This is a genomic window from Streptomyces populi (assembly GCF_002911015.1).
GTDB lineage: Bacteria > Actinomycetota > Actinomycetes > Streptomycetales > Streptomycetaceae > Streptomyces > Streptomyces populi.
Window position 1 is genome coordinate 1 of record NZ_KZ626986.1, and the last position, 19,355, is coordinate 19,355.

Genomic DNA, 19,355 nt, shown 5'->3' on the forward strand with positions numbered 1-19,355 from the left:
TCGGTGAGCCGGTCCGACAGCATCCGCTCGCTGATGCCGGGGATCGCTCTGCGCAGATCGGCGAAGTGGACGGGGTGCTGCATCAGGACCGTGACGACGAGACCCGTCCATCGCTTTCCGAGCAGCGCGAAGACACGGGTCATGCCGTCGTCGACCTTCTGACACGGCCCCACGTCGTGGCTTCCCGGTTCTGCCATGCGCCCAGGGTACTGCGTCCCCACAAGGGGGTGAAAAAAAGTAAGTACCTGTGTTATCTCTAGTTAGGAACGAAAGAGAAGCACCCCGGGGCGGCCCGGTCTCCCGCAACAGCCCTGCCCCGTCCCGGTTCGCACCCCACCCGACTCCCGGCCCACCCCGGCGTCGACGCATTACCCCATACATCCCTTTTGTCTGGAGATCATCATGGCCACCCTCCTCCACATCGACTCGTCCGTCTCCCCGGACGGCGTCTCCGTCTCGCGTGCCGTGACGGACGCCTTCCGCACGGCCTGGGAGGAGCAGCACCCCGACGGCACGGTCGTCTACCGCGACCTCACCGCGCACCCCGTGCCGCACATCACCGCCGACGCCCACACCGCCGGTTTCGCCGCCCCGGACACGCACACCCCCGGGCAGGCCGAGGCCTTCGCCGCCCGCGTGAAGCTGATCGAGGAGGTGGAGAACGCGGACGCGATCCTGATCGGCGCCCCCATGTACAACCTCTCCGTCCCCTCGACCCTCAAGGCGTGGCTGGACAACGTGGTCCTCGTGGGACGCACCGCCATGACGGAGGACACGAAGACCAAGGGCACCCCGGTCACCGTCGTCGCCAGCCGCGGCGGCTCGTACGCCCCGGGCACTCCGCGCGAGGGCTTCGAGTACGTGCAGAACTACCTGGAAGCCGTACTCGGCGAGATGCTCGCCCTCGACGTCGAATTCATCGTCCCGGAGCTCACCATGGCCCCGCACAACCCGGCGATGTCCGACCTGATCCCGCTCTTCGAGGCGTCCCGGAGCAAGGCCCTCGACGACGCGGCCGCCCGGGCCAAGGAGGTGACGGAGCGCCTCGCCGCGTAGTCACGGCACCCGACGAGCCGCCGTCCGCCCGCCGGACACGGCGGCACGGAGCCCCCGCGGGCCGGCGCACACCGCCTCGCGGGGGCTCCTTCGTACCGCCCGGGCCCCCGCGCCCCTCCGGGCACCCGTCGACCGGCCGTCGACCCGGACAATTCCCCGTCACCCGCGTGAGAGCATCGTCACACTTCACGGCGCCTCCGCCCGCCCGCGCGACCCACGGCGAGCGACACGCTCCCGCCACCCGGCCCCGCACGAGGAACCGCTCCCGCGCACCGGCCCCGCACGAGGAGTTGGTGCGCGGCCCCGGAAGCGTCCCGGACAACGCGAAAGCCCCTCAGGTCGATGACCTGAGGGGCTTTCGGCTGGTGCGCGAGGGGGGAGTTGAACCCCCACGCCCTTGCGGGCACTGGAACCTGAATCCAGCGCGTCTGCCTATTCCGCCACCCGCGCATTGGGTGTGTCTTCCGTCTCCCGCTTTCGCCGCGGGCGCCTTCCGACATGCAGAAGATTAGCACGCTGCCAGGGGTGGAATCACATCCCTTTCCCCCGCCCCTCCCGGCCGCCCCGCGAACCCGGCGCTCCCCGGCGCCCGCCGGACCGGTGCCCTTGCCCCGCCCGGCCTCTCCGCCCCGGCCGCTCCGGGCCCGGCGCCGGCCGTCCCTCCCGCCGGCGCCCCTGCACGCGTCACGCGTTCCGGACAGAACCTGTTCACGTATCAACCTCGTACCGGTCCAGCGCATCTCCACAGGAGTAGGACGGGCCGCACAGTCAGGTGCGGGACACTGGTCGTGGGACGCCTCTACGATCCATGGCAGAAGCAGTGCCGGGAAGAGTTCGAAGAGGGGCCTCTCAGGGAACTTCGGGAGGGGACTTCGGAAGGTGTCGACAGCCCGTCGACCGTGCCGACAGGGGGAACCAGCCGATTTCCCGACGCGTGGATACGATCAGTAAGCAGTACCAGCAAGGCCGGTCAGGCCGGCTGGTCCAGCAGGGCCAGGAAGACGACAGCAAGCTGTACCAGGACGGCAACGAAGGAGGAGGTGCCCCATGGGAGTCCTGAAGAAGTTCGAGCAGCGTCTCGAAGGTCTGGTCAACGGCACCTTCGCCAAAGTGTTCAAGTCCGAGGTCCAGCCCGTGGAGATCGCCGGAGCGCTGCAGCGCGAGTGCGACAACAACGCCACGATCTGGAACCGCGACCGGACCGTCGTCCCCAACGACTTCATCGTCGAGCTGAGCACGCCGGACTTCGAGCGGCTCAGCCCCTACTCCGGCCAGCTCGGCGACGAGCTCGCCGGCATGGTCCGCGACTACGCCAAGCAGCAGCGCTACACCTTCATGGGCCCCATCAAGGTCCACCTGGAGAAGGCGGACGACCTCGACACCGGCCTGTACCGGGTCCGCAGCCGTACGCTCGCCTCCTCCACCGATCAGCAGTCTCCCGAGCGCGCCCCCGCGGGCCCCGCCCCGGCGGGCCCCCGCGGAGTCCAGGGTGGCTACGGCTACCCGCCCTCGGCCGCTCCCCCCATGCCGTCCGCGCCGCCGCCCGGCGGCCGTCCGGGCATGGCACCCATGGGTGCCCGGCCCCCGGCCGGCCCGGCGGCGGGCGGCCGTATGCGGCACTGGGTCGAGATCAACGGCTCACGCCACCAGATCTCCCGCCCGACGCTGGTGCTGGGCCGCAGCACCGAAGCCGACGTGCGGATCGACGACCCCGGCGTATCGCGCCGGCACTGTGAGATCCGGACCGGAACGCCCTCGACGATCCAGGATCTCGGGTCCACCAACGGCATCGTGGTGGACGGGCAGCACACCACCCGCGCTACGCTCCGCGACGGCTCGCGGATCGTCGTGGGCAGCACCACCATCATTTACCGGCAAGCCGAAGGGTGAAGCGGGGGCAATGTCAGAGCTGACCCTCACGGTCATGCGGCTGGGTTTCCTGGCCGTACTGTGGCTGTTCGTGATCGTGGCCGTGCAGGTCATCCGCAGCGACCTGTTCGGAACGCGCGTCACACAGCGCGGCTCGCGCAGGGAGGCCGCGAGGCCTCAGCAGGCCGCGCGGCAGGCCGCGCCTCCGCAGCAGCGCCAGCAGCAGCCGCCCAGCGGCGGCGGACGCCAGCGCCGCGGCGCACCGACCAAGCTGGTCGTCTCCGAGGGCACCCTCACGGGCACCACCGTGGCCCTGCAGGGACAGACCATCACCCTGGGACGGGCGCACGACAGCACCATCGTGCTGGACGACGACTACGCGTCCAGCCGGCATGCCAGGATCTACCCCGACCGGGACGGCCAGTGGATCGTCGAGGACCTCGGCTCCACCAACGGCACGTATCTCGACCGGAGCCGGCTGACGACTCCGACGCCCGTTCCGCTGGGCGCGTCGATCCGCATCGGCAAGACCGTCATCGAGCTGCGGAAGTAGTACGACAATGAGCGAGCGGAGCGAGCACGCAGTGGCGGTCCACACGACGGACCCCGGCGCGCTCCCGACCGGAGGGTGGGCACCGTGCGGATGTACCCGGAGCCGACGGGCGAGGTGCGCATGAGTCTGTCACTGCGCTTCGCCGCCGGATCGCACAAAGGCATGATCCGCGAGGGCAACGAGGACTCGGGCTACGCCGGTCCCCGTCTGCTCGCGATCGCCGACGGGATGGGCGGCCAGGCCGCCGGTGAGGTCGCGAGCTCCGAGGTGATCTCCACCATCGTCGCGCTCGACGACGACGTGCCCGGATCCGACATCCTCACCTCGCTCGGCACCGCCGTGCAGCGTGCCAACGACCAGCTCCGGATGATGGTCGAGGACGACCCGCAGCTCGAGGGCATGGGCACCACGCTCACCGCCCTGCTGTGGACCGGCCAGCGGCTCGGTCTCGTCCACGTCGGCGACTCCCGCGCGTACCTGCTGCGGGACGGCGTCCTGACGCAGATCACCCAGGACCACACCTGGGTGCAGCGCCTCGTCGACGAGGGCCGCATCACCGAGGAGGAGGCCACCACCCACCCGCAGCGCTCCCTGCTGATGCGCGCGCTGGGCAGTGGCGACCACGTCGAACCCGACCTCTCGATCCGCGAGGTCCGCGCCGGCGACCGGTACCTGATCTGCTCCGACGGTCTCAGCGGCGTCGTCTCCCACCAGACGATGGAAGACACCCTCGCCAGCTACCAGGGCCCCCAGGAGACCGTGCAGGAGCTCATCCAGCTCGCGCTGCGCGGCGGCGGCCCCGACAACATCACCGTCATCGTGGCCGACGTCCTCGACATCGACTCCGGCGACACCCTCGCCGCACAGCTCTCCGACACCCCCGTCGTGGTCGGCGCGGTCGCCGAGAACCAGCACCAGCTCCACGACAACGGCGCCATGCAGACCCCCGCCGGCCGCGCCTCCGGCCTCGGCCGGCCCGTGCCCGGACAGGGCGGCGGCGAGTTCGGCCCGCCCGGCAGCGGCGACACCACCGGCTACGCCCCCACCGGCAGCTTCGGCGACTACACCGACGAGGACTTCGTCAAGCCGCGCAACGGACGCAGGTGGCTGAAGCGATCCTTCTACGTCGTCCTGACGCTCGCCGTCCTCGGCGGAGGCCTGTACGGCGGCTACCGCTGGACGCAGACGCAGTACTACGTCGGCGCCCAGGACGAGCACGTCGCGCTCTACCGCGGCATCAGCCAGGACCTCGCCTGGGTCTCGCTCTCGAAGGTGGAGAAGAACCACCCCGAGATCGAACTCAAGTACCTTCCGCCCTACCAGCAGAAGCAGGTCAAGGCGACCATCGCCGAGGGCGGCCTCGCCGACGCGCAGGCGAAGATCGACGAACTCGCCGTGCAGGCCTCCGCCTGCCGCAAGGCCGCCGAACGCCGTGCGGCCGAGAGCAAGAGCAGCGCGAAGCCCAGTTCGAACAAGGCCGACGGAACCACGGGAACCACAAAGGCCTCCCTCACGTCCAAGGCCACGTCCAGCCCGAGCCCGACCCCGACGAGCTCGGCACCCTCGTCCTCCAAGTCCACGACCGCACCCACTCCCACACCCGGCCCCAGCCTCTCCGACGAGGAGCAGAAGCTGGTCTCGCTGTGCGGTAAGCAGTAAGAAGCCGTGAGGGGCCCTGTCACACGATGAGCAGTAGTACGAACACGCCGACGCACCACACGTCCACGATCGGGTCGATCGGCGCACCCAGCCGACGCAACACCGAACTGGCCTTGCTGGTGTTCGCCGTAGTCATCCCGGTCTTCGCCTACGCCAACGTGGGCCTGGCCATCGACGACAAGGTGCCCACCGGCCTGCTGAGCTACGGCCTGGGCCTCGGCCTGCTGGCCGGCGTCGCCCACCTCGCGGTGCGCAAGTTCGCCCCGTACGCGGACCCGCTGCTGCTCCCGCTGGCCACGCTCCTCAACGGACTCGGCCTGGTGATCATCTGGCGGCTCGACCAGTCCAAGCTGCTCCAGTCGATCCACCAGGCGGGCAACGCGGCACCGCGCCAGCTGATGTACACCGCACTGGCCATCGCCCTGTTCGTCGCCGTGCTGTTCTTCCTGAAGGACCACCGCGTCCTACAGCGCTACACCTACATCTCCATGGTCGGCGCCCTGGTCCTGCTGCTGCTCCCGCTGGTCCCGGGACTCGGTGCCGACCTCACCTACGGCGCCAAGATCTGGATCTCGGTCGCGGGATTCTCCATCCAGCCCGGTGAGTTCGCGAAGATCGTGCTGGCGGTCTTCTTCGCCGGCTACCTGATGGTGAAGCGGGACGCGCTGGCCCTCGCCAGCCGACGCTTCATGGGCCTGTACCTGCCGCGCGGCCGCGACCTCGGCCCGATCATCGTCGTCTGGGCCATCTCGATCCTCATCCTGGTGTTCGAGACCGACCTCGGTACGTCGCTGCTGTTCTTCGGAATGTTCGTCATCATGCTGTACGTCGCCACCGAGCGGACCAGCTGGATCGTCTTCGGTCTGCTGATGTCCGGGGCCGGCGCCGTCGGTGTGGCGAGCTTCGAACCGCACGTCCAGACCCGTGTGCAGGCCTGGCTCGACCCGATGCACGAGTACATGCTCAGCCGGGCCGGGGTCCAGGACGGCATCATCCACTCCGAGCAGGCCATGCAGGCGCTGTGGGCGTTCGGTTCCGGCGGCACCCTGGGCACCGGCCTCGGCCAGGGACACTCCGAGCTCATCCGCTTCGCCGCCAACTCCGACTTCATCCTCGCCACGTTCGGCGAGGAACTGGGTCTCGCCGGAGTCATGGCGATCCTGATGCTCTACGGCCTGATCACCGAACGCGGCATCCGCACGGCCCTCGCGGCCCGCGACCCGTTCGGCAAGCTCCTCGCCGTCGGTCTCTCCGGCGCCTTCGCCCTCCAGGTCTTCGTGGTCGCCGGCGGCGTCATGGGCCTGATCCCGCTGACCGGTATGACCATGCCGTTCCTGGCCTCCGGCGGTTCCTCCGTCATCGCCAACTGGGCACTGATCGCCATCCTGATCCGCATCAGCGACACGGCCCGCCGTCCGGCGCCCGCCCCCGCCCCCAGCCCCGACGCCGAGATGACCCAGGTGGTCCGCCCGTGAACAAGCCCCTGCGCCGGATCGCGATCTTCTGCGGGCTCCTCGTCCTCGCCCTGCTCCTCCGCGACAACTACATCCAGTACGTCCAGGCGGACAGCCTGCGGACCGACACGAACAACCGCCGCGTCGCCATCGAGCGGTACGCCACCCCGCGCGGCAACATCATCGTCAACGGCGACCCCATCACCGGGTACGCCGAGACGAAGAAGAACGGCATCAACGACTTCGTCTACAAGCGCACCTACAAGGACGGCGCCATGTGGGCGCCGGTCACGGGGTACGCCTCGCAGGCCTTCGGCGCCACGCAGCTCGAGAAGCTGGACGACGGCATCCTCACCGGCAACGACGACCAGCTCTTCTTCCGCAACACCCTCGACATGCTCACGGGCAAGGCGAAGCAGGGCGGCAACGTCGTCACCACCCTCAACGCCGCCGCGCAGAAGGCCGCCTACAAGGGCCTGCTGAGCCGCGGCAAGGGCGCCGTCGCCGCGATCAACCCGCAGACCGGCGCGATCCTGGCACTGGCCTCCACCCCGTCGTACGACCCCTCCGCCTTCGCCGGGAACACCAACGACGACGCGAAGGCCTGGAACAAGCTCCAGAAGAAGAACGACCCCGACGACCCGATGCTCAACCGGGCGCTGCGCGAGACCTACCCGCCCGGCTCCACCTTCAAGGTGGTCACCGCGGCGGCGGCCCTGGAGAACGGCCTGTACACCACGGCGGACCAGCACACCAGCACCCCGCTGCCGTACATCCTCAAGGGCACCCGCACCGAGCTGAAGAACGAGGGGAACATCCCCTGCAGGAACGTCAGCATGCGTGACGCCCTCAAGGTGTCCTGCAACACGGTCTTCGGCAAGATCGGCGCCGACCTCGGCAAGGACAAGATGCAGGAGGAGGCCGAGAAGTTCGGCTTCAACTCCGAGCAGCTCACCCCGGTGCGCTCCAACGCCTCCGTCTTCCCCAAGAAGATGGACGACGCGCAGACCGCGCTCAGCTCCATCGGCCAGTTCGAGACGGCCGCCACCCCGCTGCAGATGGCCATGGTCGCCTCCGCCGTCGCCAACCAGGGCACGCTCATGAAGCCCTACATGGTCGACAAGCTCCAGGCACCCAACCTGGACGTCATCTCGCAGACCGAGCCCGAGAAGCTCAGCGAGCCGCTCTCCGAGTCCAACGCCCAGATCCTGCAGTCGATGATGGAGACGGTCGTCAAGGAGGGCACGGGCACCAAGGCGCTGATCCCCGGTGTCACCGTCGGCGGCAAGACCGGTACCGCCCAGCACGGCGTCGCCAACAGCGAGAAGCCGTACGCCTGGTTCATCTCCTACGCCAAGCTCCCCGACGGCAGCTCCCCGGTCGCCGTGGCCGTGGTCGTCGAGGACGGCAGCGCCAGCCGCGACGACATCTCCGGCGGCGGTCTGGCCGCCCCCATCGCAAGGGACGTGATGAAGGCAGTCATCGACAGCAAGAAGTGATCCCGCTCACGTCCCCATCACATCGGTGCACGTTGCGATACCGGTCCTGTCACGGGTGACGGTCTAGGCCAGGTCACAGAAAGCGATCCGGGTACGGTATGCCCGGACAGCACACCGCCGGACCACACAAAGGTGCGGTCGGGACCGACGGAGAGGGCTGGTAGGTAGCTATGGAAGAGCCGCGTCGCCTCGGCGGCCGGTACGAGCTGGGCCACGTGCTCGGCCGTGGTGGCATGGCGGAGGTCTACCTCGCGCATGACACACGCCTCGGCCGCACGGTGGCGGTGAAGACGCTGCGCGCGGACCTCGCGCGCGACCCTTCCTTCCAGGCCCGGTTCCGCCGGGAGGCCCAGTCGGCCGCCTCGCTCAACCATCCCGCGATCGTCGCCGTCTACGACACGGGTGAGGACTACATCGACAACACCTCCATCCCGTACATCGTGATGGAGTACGTCGACGGTTCCACACTGCGCGAACTGCTGCACTCGGGACGCAGGCTGCTGCCCGAGCGGTCCATGGAGATGACCATCGGCATCCTCCAGGCCCTGGAGTACTCGCACCGCGCCGGCATCGTCCACCGCGACATCAAGCCCGCCAACGTCATGCTGACGCGCAACGGCCAGGTCAAGGTCATGGACTTCGGCATCGCCCGCGCCATGGGCGACGCCGGCATGACGATGACGCAGACGGCCGCTGTCATCGGCACCGCCCAGTACCTCTCGCCGGAACAGGCGAAGGGCGAACAGGTCGACGCCCGCTCCGACCTCTACTCCACCGGCTGCCTGCTCTACGAGCTGCTGACCGTGCGCCCGCCCTTCGTGGGCGACTCCCCGGTGGCCGTCGCCTACCAGCACGTCCGCGAGGAGCCCCAGCCCCCGTCGGTCTTCGACCCCGAGATCACGCCCGAGATGGACGCGATCGTGCTGCGGGCCCTCGTCAAGGACCCGGACTACCGCTACCAGTCCGCCGACGAGATGCGCGCCGACATCGAGGCCTGCCTCGACGGCCAGCCCATCGCCGCCAGCGCCGCCATGGGCTCGGTCGGCTACGGCGGCTACGGCGACGACCAGCCGACCACGGCCCTGCGCTCCGCGGACGCCCAGGCCACCTCGATGCTGCCGCCCATGAACCCGGACGACGGCGGCTACGGCTACGACGACCGCCCCGACCGCCGCCGCCAGAAGAAGAACAACACCTCGACGATCCTCCTGGTCGTCGCGGGTGTCCTGGTGCTGATCGGCGCGATCCTGATCGGGAAGTACGCGTTCTCGGGCAAGGGAACGGGCAACGAGGCGTTCGACGTGCCCAACTTCGTGAGCCAGACGCTGCCGGACGCCAAGAAGATGGCGGAGAACCGCGAGCTGAAACTCGCCCCCACGCGCAAGCCCTGCGACAAGGAGCCCAAGGGCAACATCTGCTCGCAGGAACCGCCCGTGGGCTCGAAGGTGAACAAGGGCGACACGATCAATGTCGTCGTGTCCACCGGGGCACCGAAGGTCTCGGTGCCGAGCGTCAAGGGCAAGGACCTGGACGAGGCCAAGCAGATCCTCGAGGACAAGTACGGGCTCAACGTCAAGACGAAGTTCGAGGAGTCCTCGGAGAAACCGAACACCGTCCTGGACCAGGACCCGAGTCTCGGTGCCGAGGTGGAGAAGGGGTCGACCATCACCCTGACGGTCGCCAAGGAGAAGAAGCAGTCCGTCGTCCCGGACGTCGCCGGCAAGAACTGTGACCAGGCCAAGGCGCAGATGACGGCCAGCAACCTCGTCGGTGAGTGCGTCGACACGGAGACCGACGACCAGAACCTGGTCGGCAAGGTCATCCAGACGACCCCGACGGCCGGCACCCCGGCGGACCCCGGCTCCAAGGTGCAGATCCAGATCGGCAAGGCCAAACAGCAGCAGCAGTCGACCGTGCCGAACGTCGTCGGCAAGACCGTGGCCGAGGCGAGGCAGATCCTGCAACAGGCCGGCTTCAACAACATCCAGTTCGCCCAGGGCAGCGACGGAAGCGACGACGCCAGGGTGTTCGGCCAGAACCCGAACGCCGACAGCCCCGTCGACAGCCCGGACAACACCGTGGTCGTGCTTACGACGCTGAAAATCGGTGGCAACAACGGCGGCAACAACAACGGCGGTGGCTTCCTGGGCGGGAACAACGGATAGTCCCACCCGGAAACCGCCCTCGCGGGCAACCGACGGAGAAGGGCCCCGGCACTCTTGAGCGAGTGCCGGGGCCCTTTTCCGTCGACTCGCACCGACGATCTGGTGTGCGAAGTTCGACCGTTTCTTCATACTTCGCGACTCGTTATACTTCGCGACTCGTTGATCGTATGGGGTGGAGAATCGAAGCACCGCCCCTGGCCACGAGGCCGCCGCACGGGCAAGAGGGGCAGTACGTGATCGACGAGTCGGTTCTGCTGGAATCGAGGACACTGCGGGAAAGCGCGCTGGAGCGCACGGAAGTGCTCGACAGGGTCAAGGCGCTGTCACTGCTGCCGGACGGCACGCACGTGACGACGGCGATGGTGGCGACGTACTTCGAGGTGGGTCTCGAAGCGATCAAGTCCCTCGTCAAGGATCATCGAACCGAGTTGGAGACCAACGGATACCGTCTGCTGACCGGCGATGAACTGAGGTCCTTCAAGAACCTCAGTGGGATCCAGTCACGCACCCGGTCCCTCGCCCTCTTCTCCCGACGAGCCGTCCTCAACATCGCCATGCTGCTCCGGGACAGCGAAGTCGCACGTCAGGTGCGCACGTACCTCCTCGACACGGAGCACCCGGTCCGCACACAGCCTGTGGACAACCCGCCCCACAGGGAAACCCACTCGCTCGACGACCGCATCGACCAGCGCATCACCCACATCCTCGGCAAGACCGTCGTCCCCATGTTCAACGCCCTGATCGAGACATCGGACGAGCACCGCAGGGAACTGATTGCACTACGAACGGGCGTCCAGACGGTCGAGCGGCGGCTCCGGCAACATCACGCCAGGCTGTAGCGGCTGGAAAGCCCACGGGAGGACCGCGCCCTCGCCGGAACCATGGCTTCCGTCGACGCCATGACCGACCGCGAGTTCGAGGAGTACATCGCCGGCCTGCTGCGCCGCGACGGCGGCGTCACCGCCGTGCACCGCGGCCTGCTGGAGGAATGGAGCACCGGAACGGCACTGGCGGTCCTGGAGTGACCGCTCCACGACAAGGAAGGGCCTGAAGTCGCAACGGCGATTTGCGGCTTCGGGCCCAGCTCGTGTCCGGGGTGACCACGTGTCACCCCAGTCGGCACACCGGCCCCGACAGGGCTAACGCAGTTCCTTCGGCAGTGTCCGGGCGCTGTCGACCTTCTCCACCCGCTCCAGTTCGCCCCACACCACGTACCGGTAGCGGGAGGTGTACACCGGGGTGCAGGTCGTCAGGGTGATGTAGTGGCCGGGCTTCGTCCTGCCCGATTCCTTCGGGACCGTCTGGAGGACCTTGACGTCGTACTTCGAGGTCTCCGGGAGGATGCCGAAGACCTTGTAGACGTACCACTTGTCCCGGGTCTCGAAGACGATCGCGTCACCCTTGTCGATCTTGTCGATGTTGTGGAACTTGGCGCCGTGGCCGTCCCGGTGGGCGGCGAGCGTGAAGTTGCCGTTCTTGCCGGTCATCGGCAGGGACGCCTTGACGGGTTCCGTGTAGTAGCCGGCGACGCCGTCGTTGAGGACCTTCGTCGCCGTGCCCTTCTCGACGAGGACCTCACCGTTGTTCATCGCCGGGACGTGCAGGAAGCCGATGCCGTCCTTGGTGTCCAGCGCGCCCGGACCGCCCGGGGACTGCGCCCAGTGGTCGCGGACCTTGTCGCCCTGCTTGTGCGCCTCGCGGTCGGCCACGACGTTCGTCCACCACAGCGAGTAGACGACGAACAGGCCGAGCACCAGCCCCACGGTGATGAGGAGTTCGCCGAAGACGCTGACCGTCATCGCGAACCATCCCATGCGCCGGCGTCCGCCGGGCGGGTCACCGGCGACCGTGAACCCGGCTTGCGATCCGGCGCGTTCGTCGTGGTCGGTCCTCGCTGCCACTGTTCATCTGCCCCGTCTGGTCTGTCTCAGGTTGTCTCTCGTGCACGTCACGTCCGCACGTGCATCCGTCCGTGCGTCGGCGTCCGTCCTCAGCCGAGCAGCGCGTCGGGCTTGCCCTTGCTGCGCGGCCGGTCCTCGACCATCTTGCCCCAGACGATCATCCGGTACTTACTGGTGAACTCCGGTGTGCAGGTGGTCAGTGTGATGTAGCGGCCCGGCGCGGTGAAACCCGATCCCTTGGGGATCGGATCGAGCACGCTCGTGTTGCTCGGACTCGTCACCGGCAGGATCGACGCCATCTTGTAGACGTAGTAGTCGTCCTGCGTCTCGACGACGATCTCGTCGCCCGGCTTGAGGCGGTTGATGTAACGGAACGGCTCGCCATGGGTGTTGCGGTGCCCGGCGAGCGCGAAGTTGCCGGTCCTGGCGTTCGGCATCGCCGTCTTGAGGGGCGCCTCGCCGTAGTGGCCGACCATGCCGCGGTCGAGCACCTTCGTCTTGCTGATGCCCTCCGCGATCGGCGCGACCACGTCCAGCTTCGGGATGTGCAGGATGGCGAACCCCTGTCCGGGCGAGAACGTCCCCGGATTCCGCTTCCCGTTCGCCCAGTCCTGCTGAAGGCTGCTCGCCTCGCTGCCCGCCTGCTGGTGCGCCCGCACGTTCGACCACCACAGCTGATAGGTCACGAACAGCAGCATCAGCACGCCGGTGGTGATGAACACCTCTCCGACCATCCGGCTCACGAGAACCGCAGCACCGGGTTTCGACGCCCGCGCCGCGCGCCGGGCGTCCATGCGGCTCCGAGGGCTCCCAGCGGCCTCCTGAGCCGCCTCCCGGGGCTCCTGGGAGTCCTGTTCCCCTCCGTGCCGTCCGTGGCGTCTGGCGGCCTTACGGCGGGCCGCACGGCCTCCGGGGGCGGGGGCGGCCCCGCTCCCGGCCGCACCCGCACGGCGCTCCGCTCGCGTGGGTGATCCGGGAAGACGCAGCGCGACCGTCTGGTCGTCCAGCCGCGGACCCGGCACGACCGGTTCCGCCACGGGAGCGGTCATCGGAGCGGCCGTCGGAGCGGCCGCCGGTCCGCGGTGGTGAGGGGTCGCGGGCTCCTGGTAGGGCGGGGCGTACGTCCGCTCGTACTCATCCGCGTACGACGGTGCCGCGGCCGGCGTGTAGGGCATCGCCTGTGCCGGGGCCTGCGCCCGGACCGCCTGGGCCTGGACGGCGTACGCCTGGGCCGCCTGCATCTGGGCGGCCTGCTCCTGCTGCTGAGCCGCGTACCAGTCGGGCCCGTACCCGCCGTGACCGTAGCCCTGCTGCGGAACGGCCTGTCCCTGGCCGGGCAGCGGATCCGTCAGCGGGTCCGCGAGTCCTCCGACCGCCGCCTCGAACGCGCCGGCGCCCCCGTACGCGGCCTCGCCGCCGTAGGGGGAGCTGTCGCGCTCGGGGCGCAGCGCGGTCACGCCGTGGCCCTGCCCACCACCGGGGCGAGCCCCGCCGACCTCGCCACGGCCACCTTGTCACCGCACTCGAGCAGCCAGTTGGCGAGCATCCGGTGGCCGTGCTCGGTCAGCACCGACTCCGGGTGGAACTGCACACCCTCGACCGGCAGTTCACGGTGTCTGAGACCCATGACGATCCCGTCGTGGGTACGGGCGGTCACCTCGAGCTCGGCCGGAACCGTGTCCGGCTCGGCCGCCAGCGAGTGGTAGCGGGTCGCCGTGAAGGGCGACGGCAGTCCGGCGAAGACGCCCTTGCCCTGGTGCTCCACGAGCGACGTCTTCCCGTGCAGCAGCTCGGGCGCCCGGTCGACCACACCGCCGTACGCCACCTGCATCGACTGCATCCCGAGACAGACGCCGAAGACGGGAACCCCGGTCGCGGCGCAGTGCCGGACCATGTCGATGCAGACACCGGCCTGTTCGGGAGCGCCGGGCCCCGGGGACAGGAGTACACCGTCGAAACCGTCCTGGGCGTGCGCGGTCGACACCTCGTCGTTGCGCAGCACCTCGCACTCCGCGCCCAGCTGGTACAGGTACTGGACCAGGTTGAAGACGAAGCTGTCGTAGTTGTCCACAACGAGGATGCGCGTACTCACTGGTTGTCCACCGTCACATCGTTGAAGGGCAGCAGCGGTTCGGCCCACGGGAAGATGTACTGGAAGAGCACGTAGACCACCGCCAGGACGAGCACGAGCGAGATCAGCGCCCTCACCCATACGCTCCCCGGCAGATGCCGCCAGATCCAGCCGTACATGCCGTCCCTTCCGTCGCCGTACGCCAACAGACTAACGGCGCAGAGCCCCCGGTTTCCCTGCCTCCACAGGCTGTGTGGAATCAAGGTGTGCCCAGACGATCAACCGATGGCTGTGCCCCCACTCCGGATCGCACGTGGTCAGCGTGAGATAGCGTCCCGGACGCGTATACCCGGACTTACGTGGCACAGGGTCGATCACCTCAACGTCGGAGGGCACTGTTTTGTACGGGCCTTTGTCGACCCGATACGTGAACCAGGTCGTCCCGTCCGTCAGCACCACCGCGTCCCCCCGGCGGAGCTGGGGAAAGTCCTTGAACGGATCACCGTAGGTACGCCGGTGACCGGCGACGGAGAAATTACCCTCCTGGCCGAGCCGGGCGGTGCCCCGGTAGTGGCCGAGCCCCTTCTTCAGCACCTGCGTGGCCGTGCCTTCGAGTACGGGTTTGTTCCACGTGAAACCGAACCTCGGGATGTACATGACCGCGAACGGGGCGCCGTACTCGTAGGGGCCGGGTGCCTTCGGGCTCCCCGGGGCCGTACCACCGCCACCGCCCGCGCCTTTCGAAGCGTCCGTACGGGCCTCCGGCGACCGGGGCACCGTTCCCTTCGACCACTGCTCCTGAAGCACGTCGATCTGGTGGTCCATCGCGCTGTCGGCCTTGATCCCCGTCCAGAACAACACGTAGACCACGAAGAGCACGATCAGGGTGCCGACGGTCAGGCACAGCTCACTGATCGCCCTGACGACCACTCGCACCGACACAAGGCCCTCCGGCGGCAGCTCGCTCCACAGGCTTCGCCCACTGCTCCGCGAGGTCCGGAACTACTCGACGGGCTTCGCGTAGTGGAGATCCACTGTGCCCGAGTAGCCGGGAAGAGTCACCGTGCCGTTCTCCTCGACTTTCCAGCCGAGCCCGTAGACGTTGACGTACACCATGTAGTTCTGGATCGCCGGCGAGGCGGCGAGCGACTTCTGGAGCTTCGCCGGATCCCCGACAGCGGTGATCTTGTAGGGGGGCGAGTAGACGCGGCCCTGCAGGATCAGGGTGTTGCCGACACAGCGCACGGCACTGGTGGAGATCAGCCGCTGGTCCATGACCTTGATGCCCTTGGCCCCGCCCTGCCACAGGGCGTTCACCACCGCCTGGAGGTCCTGCTGGTGGATGACGAGGTAGTCGGGCTGCGGCTCGGGGTAGCCGGGAAGCTTCGCCGTCGCGTTGGGCGGGGCGTCGTTGAGGGTGACCGTGACGGCCTCGCCCTTGACCTTCTGGGTGCCCGCGCCCTTCTCCAGCGCCGCGAGCTTCGCGTCCCCGGCCGCGCTGTCGCCGTCCTCACTCCCGGCGAGGGCGTCCACGTCGCGGCGCAGGGCGCCGTTGGACTCGTCCAGCGTCGCGTTCTTGTGGCTGCGTTCCTGAATCAGGTCGGACAGCTTCAGCAAGGACGAGTCCGTACGGATGTTCGTACCCTTGGCCGTATCGAAGCTCGTGAAGAAGATGAGGCCCGCGAGGGCGAAGACGGCCGCGGTGAGGACACGTACCGGCCGGAAACGGTGCGTACCGCCAGGACTGGATTGTGTCCCGGGGGAGTCGGCAGAATTGCTCAACGTACCCTTATCTCCTTCGGCGCCGCGGAAGCACTACGCTAACGGACGCCCGGGGGAGCGCTCAGTGTCCCCTGGCGCCACCCGGAGCCCGCCCCAGTTCCCTGCGCGGCCACGCAGCGCATCGACAGGAGAGACCCTCGTGCCGAAGTCACGTATCCGCAAGAAGGCCGACTACACGCCGCCCCCGGCGAAGCAGGCGACCAACGTCAAGCTGACCAGCAACGCCTGGGTGGCACCGGTCATGCTGGCCATGTTCCTCATCGGTCTCGCCTGGATCGTCGTCTTCTACGTGACGGACGGCACCCTGCCGATCGACGCGCTCGACAACTGGAACATCGTGGTCGGCTTCGGGTTCATCGCGGCCGGGTTCGGCGTCTCCACGCAGTGGAAGTGACCGTCCCCACCTCCACGGACACGGCCCGGGCGCGAGCTCTGCCCACAGCTGTCCACTGAGTTATCCACAACACTTGTCCACAGGTGGAAAAGAAAGACGATCTGTGGATAACTAATCCGCGGTTGACGCCGGTACGACCGGTCAAACGAACCGCGCAAATCTGTTCGCCCCCTGCCTGACCTGGGAAACTCGGGTCAGTGACAGGGGGCACAGTTGTTCTCGCACCGTATGCACAAGATCCACCACGATCTGTGGACAACATCACTTCTCAGGTGAGCCGTGCGCGCTCTCAGGTGAGCTGAGCCGTCCTGAGCAGCGTCGTGACGACCACCACGATCAGCACGAGCGCGGAGACCCCGTACTGGACCAGGTTCCTCCGCTCGCGCGGCGCGTGGACCATCGCGTAGCCGACCACCGCACCGCCGATCAAACCGCCGACGTGCGCCTGCCAGGCGATGTGGAAGCCGGGGTTGAAAGTGATGATCAAGTTGACGACCAGCAGGCCGACGAGCGGGCGCATGTCGTAGTTGAGCCGGCGGTAGAGGACCGCGGTGGCGCCGAACAGACCGTAGATCGCGCCGGAGGCGCCGAGCGAGGGCTGGTTGGGGCCGACGAGCAGATAGGTGAGCGCGCTGCCCGAGAGACCCGAGACGAAGTAGAGGGTGATGTAGCGGACGCGGCCGAGGGCCGCCTCCAGGGGGCCGCCGATCCACCACAGGCTGAGCATGTTGAAAAGAATGTGCATGACACTGCCGTGCAGGAACATCGACGTCAGCATCCGGTACCACTGGCCCTCGGCCACGCCCTGGACCTCGCCGGAGAGCAGGGCCCGGCCGAAGAGTTCGAAGCGGCTGGTGAAGGCATCGCCCACCGAGACCTGGACGAGGTAGAAGGCCAGATTGAGGCCGATCAGCACCTTGGTGACGAGCCGGGGGTCCGAGGCGACGGTGCCGCCCGCGAGGGTACGGGGCCGGTTCGCCGCCGGGGCGTGGCCGGTGCCGGAGCCGTCACGGACGCAGTCGGGGCACTGGAAGCCGACGGAGGCACTGACCATGCACTCGGGGCAGATCGGACGCTCACAGCGGGTGCAGCGGACACCGGTCTCGCGGTCCGGGTGCCGGTAGCAGCCGGGCAGGCTCCGGGCGTCCTGCGGTCCCTGATCCCGCGGGCCCTGCGGGCTGCCGGGCGGCTGCTGGTCCATGGGGTCCCCTCAATCTCCGTACGGCGGCTCGCACACGATCTCGGCGGGTCCGGGTGCAACGCACCGCCCCGTCCATCCTTACGGATGAACGGGGCTTTTGGTTCCCTGCGGGAGTCTCCGGGCGCAGGGGCGGGCGGCCCTGCGCGGGCTCAGCGCGCGCGGGTCTCGACGACGACCGACTCGATCACGATGGCGTCGACCGGGCGGTGCGTGCGCGGATTGGTCGGGGCGCCGGCGATGGCGTCCACGACCTTCTGGCTGGCCGCGTCCGTGATCTCGCCGAAGATGGTGTGCTTGCGGGTCAGCCAGGCCGTCGGGGCGACGGTGATGAAGAACTGCGATCCGTTGGTGGCCGGGCCCGCGTTGGCCATGGCGAGCAGGTAGGGCCTGTCGAACCGGAGGTCCGGGTGGAACTCGTCCTCGAACTGGTAGCCGGGGCCGCCGGTGCCGTTGCCCAGCGGGTCGCCGCCCTGGATCATGAAGCCGCTGATCACCCGGTGGAAGACCGTGCCGTCGTACAGCTTGTCCATGGATTTCACACCCGTCTCCGGGTTGACCCACTCGCGCTCACCCGTGGCGAGTTCGACGAAGTTCCGGACCGTCTTCGGCGCGTGGTTCGGCAGGAGCCGGATGTCGATGTCGCCGTGGCTGGTCTTCAGGGTGGCGTAGAGCTGCTCGGCCACGATCTGCCTTCCGTTGCCTTGTCTTGACTGCCCGATCCTCGCACGGACCGGGCCGCTCGGCCCCCGACCGGCGCCTCCGGACGCACGTGCGGACACCGGCTCGGGGAACGGGTGTCGCACGTGGAGAAAAACGGCCGAGTCGCGCCGTGACGGGAGCGGGACGGGGCGATCCGTGGCATTGTCGACGACAAGCTCCCGTTGCCCCGTATTGATCCGCTATCCCACTGATCGACACCTGACCGGCTCCGTACCTGGAGCCTCCGGGAGTCGGCACCCGTGACACGGATGCCCGCCCTCACATGCCCCGGACCCCTTGTGCGGGCATGATCCCCCCAGGGGCGGAAAGGTGAACTGTGTGTCTTTGGGGGTACCTGGTATCCCCGACGTACGCCACCGAGGAGGAGGAAACCCGTGACCCGCATCGACAGCGTGCGCGCCGCGACCGGCTCGGCGAAGGACAGCGTGCTGCACGCCGCGGAAGTGGTGGCGCCTTACGCCGACACGGCCAAGGACAGGGCCTCGTACTACGCGAGCGAGGCGCGTGTACGGCTCGCGCCGAAGGTGTCGCAAGCCGCCGAACAGGCCCGCGTCCAGTACGACGCCCATCTCGCGCCGCGCATCGAGCAGGCCCGTACCCATGTGCCGCCGAAGGTCGACCAGGTCGCTCAGGAAGCGGCCATCCGCACCCGCAAGGCGGCTCGTCAGGCCGCCGACTACTCCAAGCCGAGGATCGAGCAGGCGGTGGCCGCGACCCAGCCCGTCCGGGACGAGGCCGCGGCGCGCGGTGTGGCGGCCATTGCAGCCCTGCGCGGCCAGGTCACCCCGCAGGAGATCCAGAAGCTGCTTCGCAAGCACGAGCGCCGGGCGAGGGCCGGCCGTTTCGTGAAGGGGCTGGCCGTGCTGGGGATCCTGGCGGGCGGCGCGTTCGCCGCCTGGAGGTGGTGGGACCAGCAGGCCAATCCCGACTGGCTGGTCGAACCTCCGGCCGCGACCGAGGTGCCCGAGACGGGACGTCTCTCGGCGGTCGACGGCAGCGGTCAGTCCGACCTCGATCCCGAGGTCCAGGCC

At 68.5% G+C, this 19,355-nt stretch carries 21 protein-coding genes and 1 tRNA gene; 12 read left to right on the forward strand and 10 right to left on the reverse strand.

Annotated features, from left to right (window positions below):
* Window positions 1-197 (reverse strand): winged helix-turn-helix transcriptional regulator (locus CW362_RS38650; RefSeq protein ID WP_162684370.1); only part of this gene is annotated, 197 nt, incomplete at its 3' end.
* Between the two features lie 205 nt (window positions 198-402).
* Between CW362_RS38650 and CW362_RS38655 the strand changes: the two genes are divergently transcribed.
* Window positions 403-1,056: an FMN-dependent NADH-azoreductase gene (locus CW362_RS38655; RefSeq protein ID WP_103554268.1), complete on the forward strand. Its 654-nt coding sequence runs from the start codon at window positions 403-405 to the stop codon at window positions 1,054-1,056.
* 363 nt (window positions 1,057-1,419) lie between these two features.
* On the opposite strand, the gene CW362_RS38660 is transcribed toward CW362_RS38655, so the two are convergent.
* A tRNA-Leu gene (locus CW362_RS38660) sits at window positions 1,420-1,506 on the reverse strand.
* A gap of 484 nt (window positions 1,507-1,990) precedes the next feature.
* On the opposite strand from CW362_RS38660, the gene CW362_RS45390 reads away from it, so the two are divergent.
* The 9 genes from CW362_RS45390 (at window position 1,991) to CW362_RS45395 (ending at window position 11,280) form a co-directional block, all read left to right on the forward strand.
* Window positions 1,991-2,116 carry a hypothetical protein gene (locus CW362_RS45390; RefSeq protein ID WP_263974373.1) on the forward strand — a complete coding sequence of 42 codons (126 nt, stop codon included), beginning with the start codon at window positions 1,991-1,993 and terminating at the stop codon, window positions 2,114-2,116.
* Window positions 2,104-2,946: an FhaA domain-containing protein gene (locus CW362_RS38670; protein WP_103554270.1), complete on the forward strand. Its 843-nt coding sequence runs from the start codon at window positions 2,104-2,106 to the stop codon at window positions 2,944-2,946. Before CW362_RS45390 ends, CW362_RS38670 begins: the two co-directional genes overlap by 13 nt.
* A 10-nt stretch (window positions 2,947-2,956) precedes the next feature.
* Complete coding sequence (locus CW362_RS38675) at window positions 2,957-3,478, forward strand: FHA domain-containing protein FhaB/FipA (protein ID WP_103554271.1); 522 nt, start codon at window positions 2,957-2,959, stop codon at window positions 3,476-3,478.
* A 120-nt stretch (window positions 3,479-3,598) separates the two neighbouring features.
* Complete coding sequence (locus tag CW362_RS38680; protein ID WP_240658275.1) at window positions 3,599-5,137, forward strand: Stp1/IreP family PP2C-type Ser/Thr phosphatase; 1,539 nt, start codon at window positions 3,599-3,601, stop codon at window positions 5,135-5,137.
* 26 nt (window positions 5,138-5,163) lie between these two features.
* Complete coding sequence (locus CW362_RS38685; RefSeq protein WP_103554272.1) at window positions 5,164-6,612, forward strand: FtsW/RodA/SpoVE family cell cycle protein; 1,449 nt, start codon at window positions 5,164-5,166, stop codon at window positions 6,610-6,612.
* Window positions 6,609-8,090 carry a peptidoglycan D,D-transpeptidase FtsI family protein gene (locus CW362_RS38690; protein WP_103554273.1) on the forward strand — a complete coding sequence of 494 codons (1,482 nt, stop codon included), beginning with the start codon at window positions 6,609-6,611 and terminating at the stop codon, window positions 8,088-8,090. The genes CW362_RS38685 and CW362_RS38690 overlap by 4 nt, the downstream gene beginning before the upstream one ends.
* A 170-nt stretch (window positions 8,091-8,260) precedes the next feature.
* A complete protein-coding gene (gene pknB, locus CW362_RS38700) occupies window positions 8,261-10,255 on the forward strand; it encodes a Stk1 family PASTA domain-containing Ser/Thr kinase (RefSeq protein ID WP_103554274.1) in 1,995 nt (664 codons plus the stop codon).
* Between the two features lie 233 nt (window positions 10,256-10,488).
* On the forward strand, window positions 10,489-11,094 hold the full coding sequence (locus tag CW362_RS38705; RefSeq protein ID WP_240658276.1) for a restriction endonuclease: 606 nt from the start codon (window positions 10,489-10,491) through the stop codon (window positions 11,092-11,094).
* 60 nt (window positions 11,095-11,154) lie between these two features.
* Window positions 11,155-11,280 (forward strand): hypothetical protein, encoded by a 126-nt coding sequence (locus CW362_RS45395; RefSeq protein WP_276313746.1) that lies wholly within the window; start codon window positions 11,155-11,157, stop codon window positions 11,278-11,280.
* A gap of 114 nt (window positions 11,281-11,394) precedes the next feature.
* Here CW362_RS45395 and CW362_RS38710 read toward each other — a convergent pair whose 3' ends face one another.
* The 6 genes from CW362_RS38710 to CW362_RS38740 all read right to left on the reverse strand — a co-directional run bounded on the left by CW362_RS38710 (window position 11,395) and on the right by CW362_RS38740 (window position 16,009).
* Window positions 11,395-12,156, reverse strand: coding sequence for a class E sortase (locus CW362_RS38710; protein ID WP_376450311.1), 762 nt, complete (start codon window positions 12,154-12,156; stop codon window positions 11,395-11,397).
* A gap of 89 nt (window positions 12,157-12,245) precedes the next feature.
* Window positions 12,246-13,613, reverse strand: a complete 1,368-nt coding sequence (locus CW362_RS38715; protein WP_206301203.1) for a class E sortase — start codon at window positions 13,611-13,613, stop codon at window positions 12,246-12,248.
* Window positions 13,610-14,248, reverse strand: coding sequence for an aminodeoxychorismate/anthranilate synthase component II (locus CW362_RS38725; protein ID WP_103554275.1), 639 nt, complete (start codon window positions 14,246-14,248; stop codon window positions 13,610-13,612). Before CW362_RS38725 ends, CW362_RS38715 begins: the two co-directional genes overlap by 4 nt.
* Window positions 14,245-14,406: a hypothetical protein gene (locus CW362_RS43945; protein WP_037614928.1), complete on the reverse strand. Its 162-nt coding sequence runs from the start codon at window positions 14,404-14,406 to the stop codon at window positions 14,245-14,247. Before CW362_RS43945 ends, CW362_RS38725 begins: the two co-directional genes overlap by 4 nt.
* A gap of 31 nt (window positions 14,407-14,437) precedes the next feature.
* Complete coding sequence (locus CW362_RS38735) at window positions 14,438-15,163, reverse strand: class E sortase (protein ID WP_103554284.1); 726 nt, start codon at window positions 15,161-15,163, stop codon at window positions 14,438-14,440.
* A 66-nt stretch (window positions 15,164-15,229) separates the two neighbouring features.
* A complete protein-coding gene (locus CW362_RS38740) occupies window positions 15,230-16,009 on the reverse strand; it encodes a DUF881 domain-containing protein (protein ID WP_103554276.1) in 780 nt (259 codons plus the stop codon).
* 139 nt (window positions 16,010-16,148) lie between these two features.
* On the opposite strand from CW362_RS38740, the gene crgA reads away from it, so the two are divergent.
* Complete coding sequence (gene crgA, locus CW362_RS38745; RefSeq protein WP_103554277.1) at window positions 16,149-16,403, forward strand: cell division protein CrgA; 255 nt, start codon at window positions 16,149-16,151, stop codon at window positions 16,401-16,403.
* Window positions 16,404-16,692: 289 nt separating this feature from the next.
* Here crgA and CW362_RS38750 read toward each other — a convergent pair whose 3' ends face one another.
* Together CW362_RS38750 and CW362_RS38755 are read right to left on the reverse strand one after the other, a co-directional pair.
* A complete protein-coding gene (locus CW362_RS38750; protein WP_103554278.1) occupies window positions 16,693-17,604 on the reverse strand; it encodes a rhomboid family intramembrane serine protease in 912 nt (303 codons plus the stop codon).
* A gap of 149 nt (window positions 17,605-17,753) precedes the next feature.
* Entirely contained in the window at window positions 17,754-18,287 is a 534-nt protein-coding gene (locus tag CW362_RS38755) for a peptidylprolyl isomerase (RefSeq protein WP_103554279.1), read from the reverse strand.
* Between the two features lie 411 nt (window positions 18,288-18,698).
* On the opposite strand from CW362_RS38755, the gene CW362_RS38760 reads away from it, so the two are divergent.
* On the forward strand, window positions 18,699-19,355 hold a 657-nt coding region (locus CW362_RS38760; RefSeq protein WP_103554280.1), incomplete at its 3' end, for a DUF5324 family protein.

Coding starts and splice junctions, on each gene's coding strand:
- CW362_RS45395 (WP_276313746.1), top strand. CDS start 11,155: ATGACCGACCGCGAGTTCGAGGAGTACATCGCCGGCCTGCTGCGCCGC.
- CW362_RS38655 (WP_103554268.1), top strand. CDS start 403: ATGGCCACCCTCCTCCACATCGACTCGTCCGTCTCCCCGGACGGCGTC.
- pknB (WP_103554274.1), top strand. CDS start 8,261: ATGGAAGAGCCGCGTCGCCTCGGCGGCCGGTACGAGCTGGGCCACGTG.
- CW362_RS38685 (WP_103554272.1), top strand. CDS start 5,164: ATGAGCAGTAGTACGAACACGCCGACGCACCACACGTCCACGATCGGG.
- CW362_RS38750 (WP_103554278.1), bottom strand. CDS start 17,604: ATGGACCAGCAGCCGCCCGGCAGCCCGCAGGGCCCGCGGGATCAGGGA.
- CW362_RS38680 (WP_240658275.1), top strand. CDS start 3,599: ATGAGTCTGTCACTGCGCTTCGCCGCCGGATCGCACAAAGGCATGATC.
- CW362_RS43945 (WP_037614928.1), bottom strand. CDS start 14,406: ATGTACGGCTGGATCTGGCGGCATCTGCCGGGGAGCGTATGGGTGAGG.
- CW362_RS38675 (WP_103554271.1), top strand. CDS start 2,957: ATGTCAGAGCTGACCCTCACGGTCATGCGGCTGGGTTTCCTGGCCGTA.
- CW362_RS38670 (WP_103554270.1), top strand. CDS start 2,104: ATGGGAGTCCTGAAGAAGTTCGAGCAGCGTCTCGAAGGTCTGGTCAAC.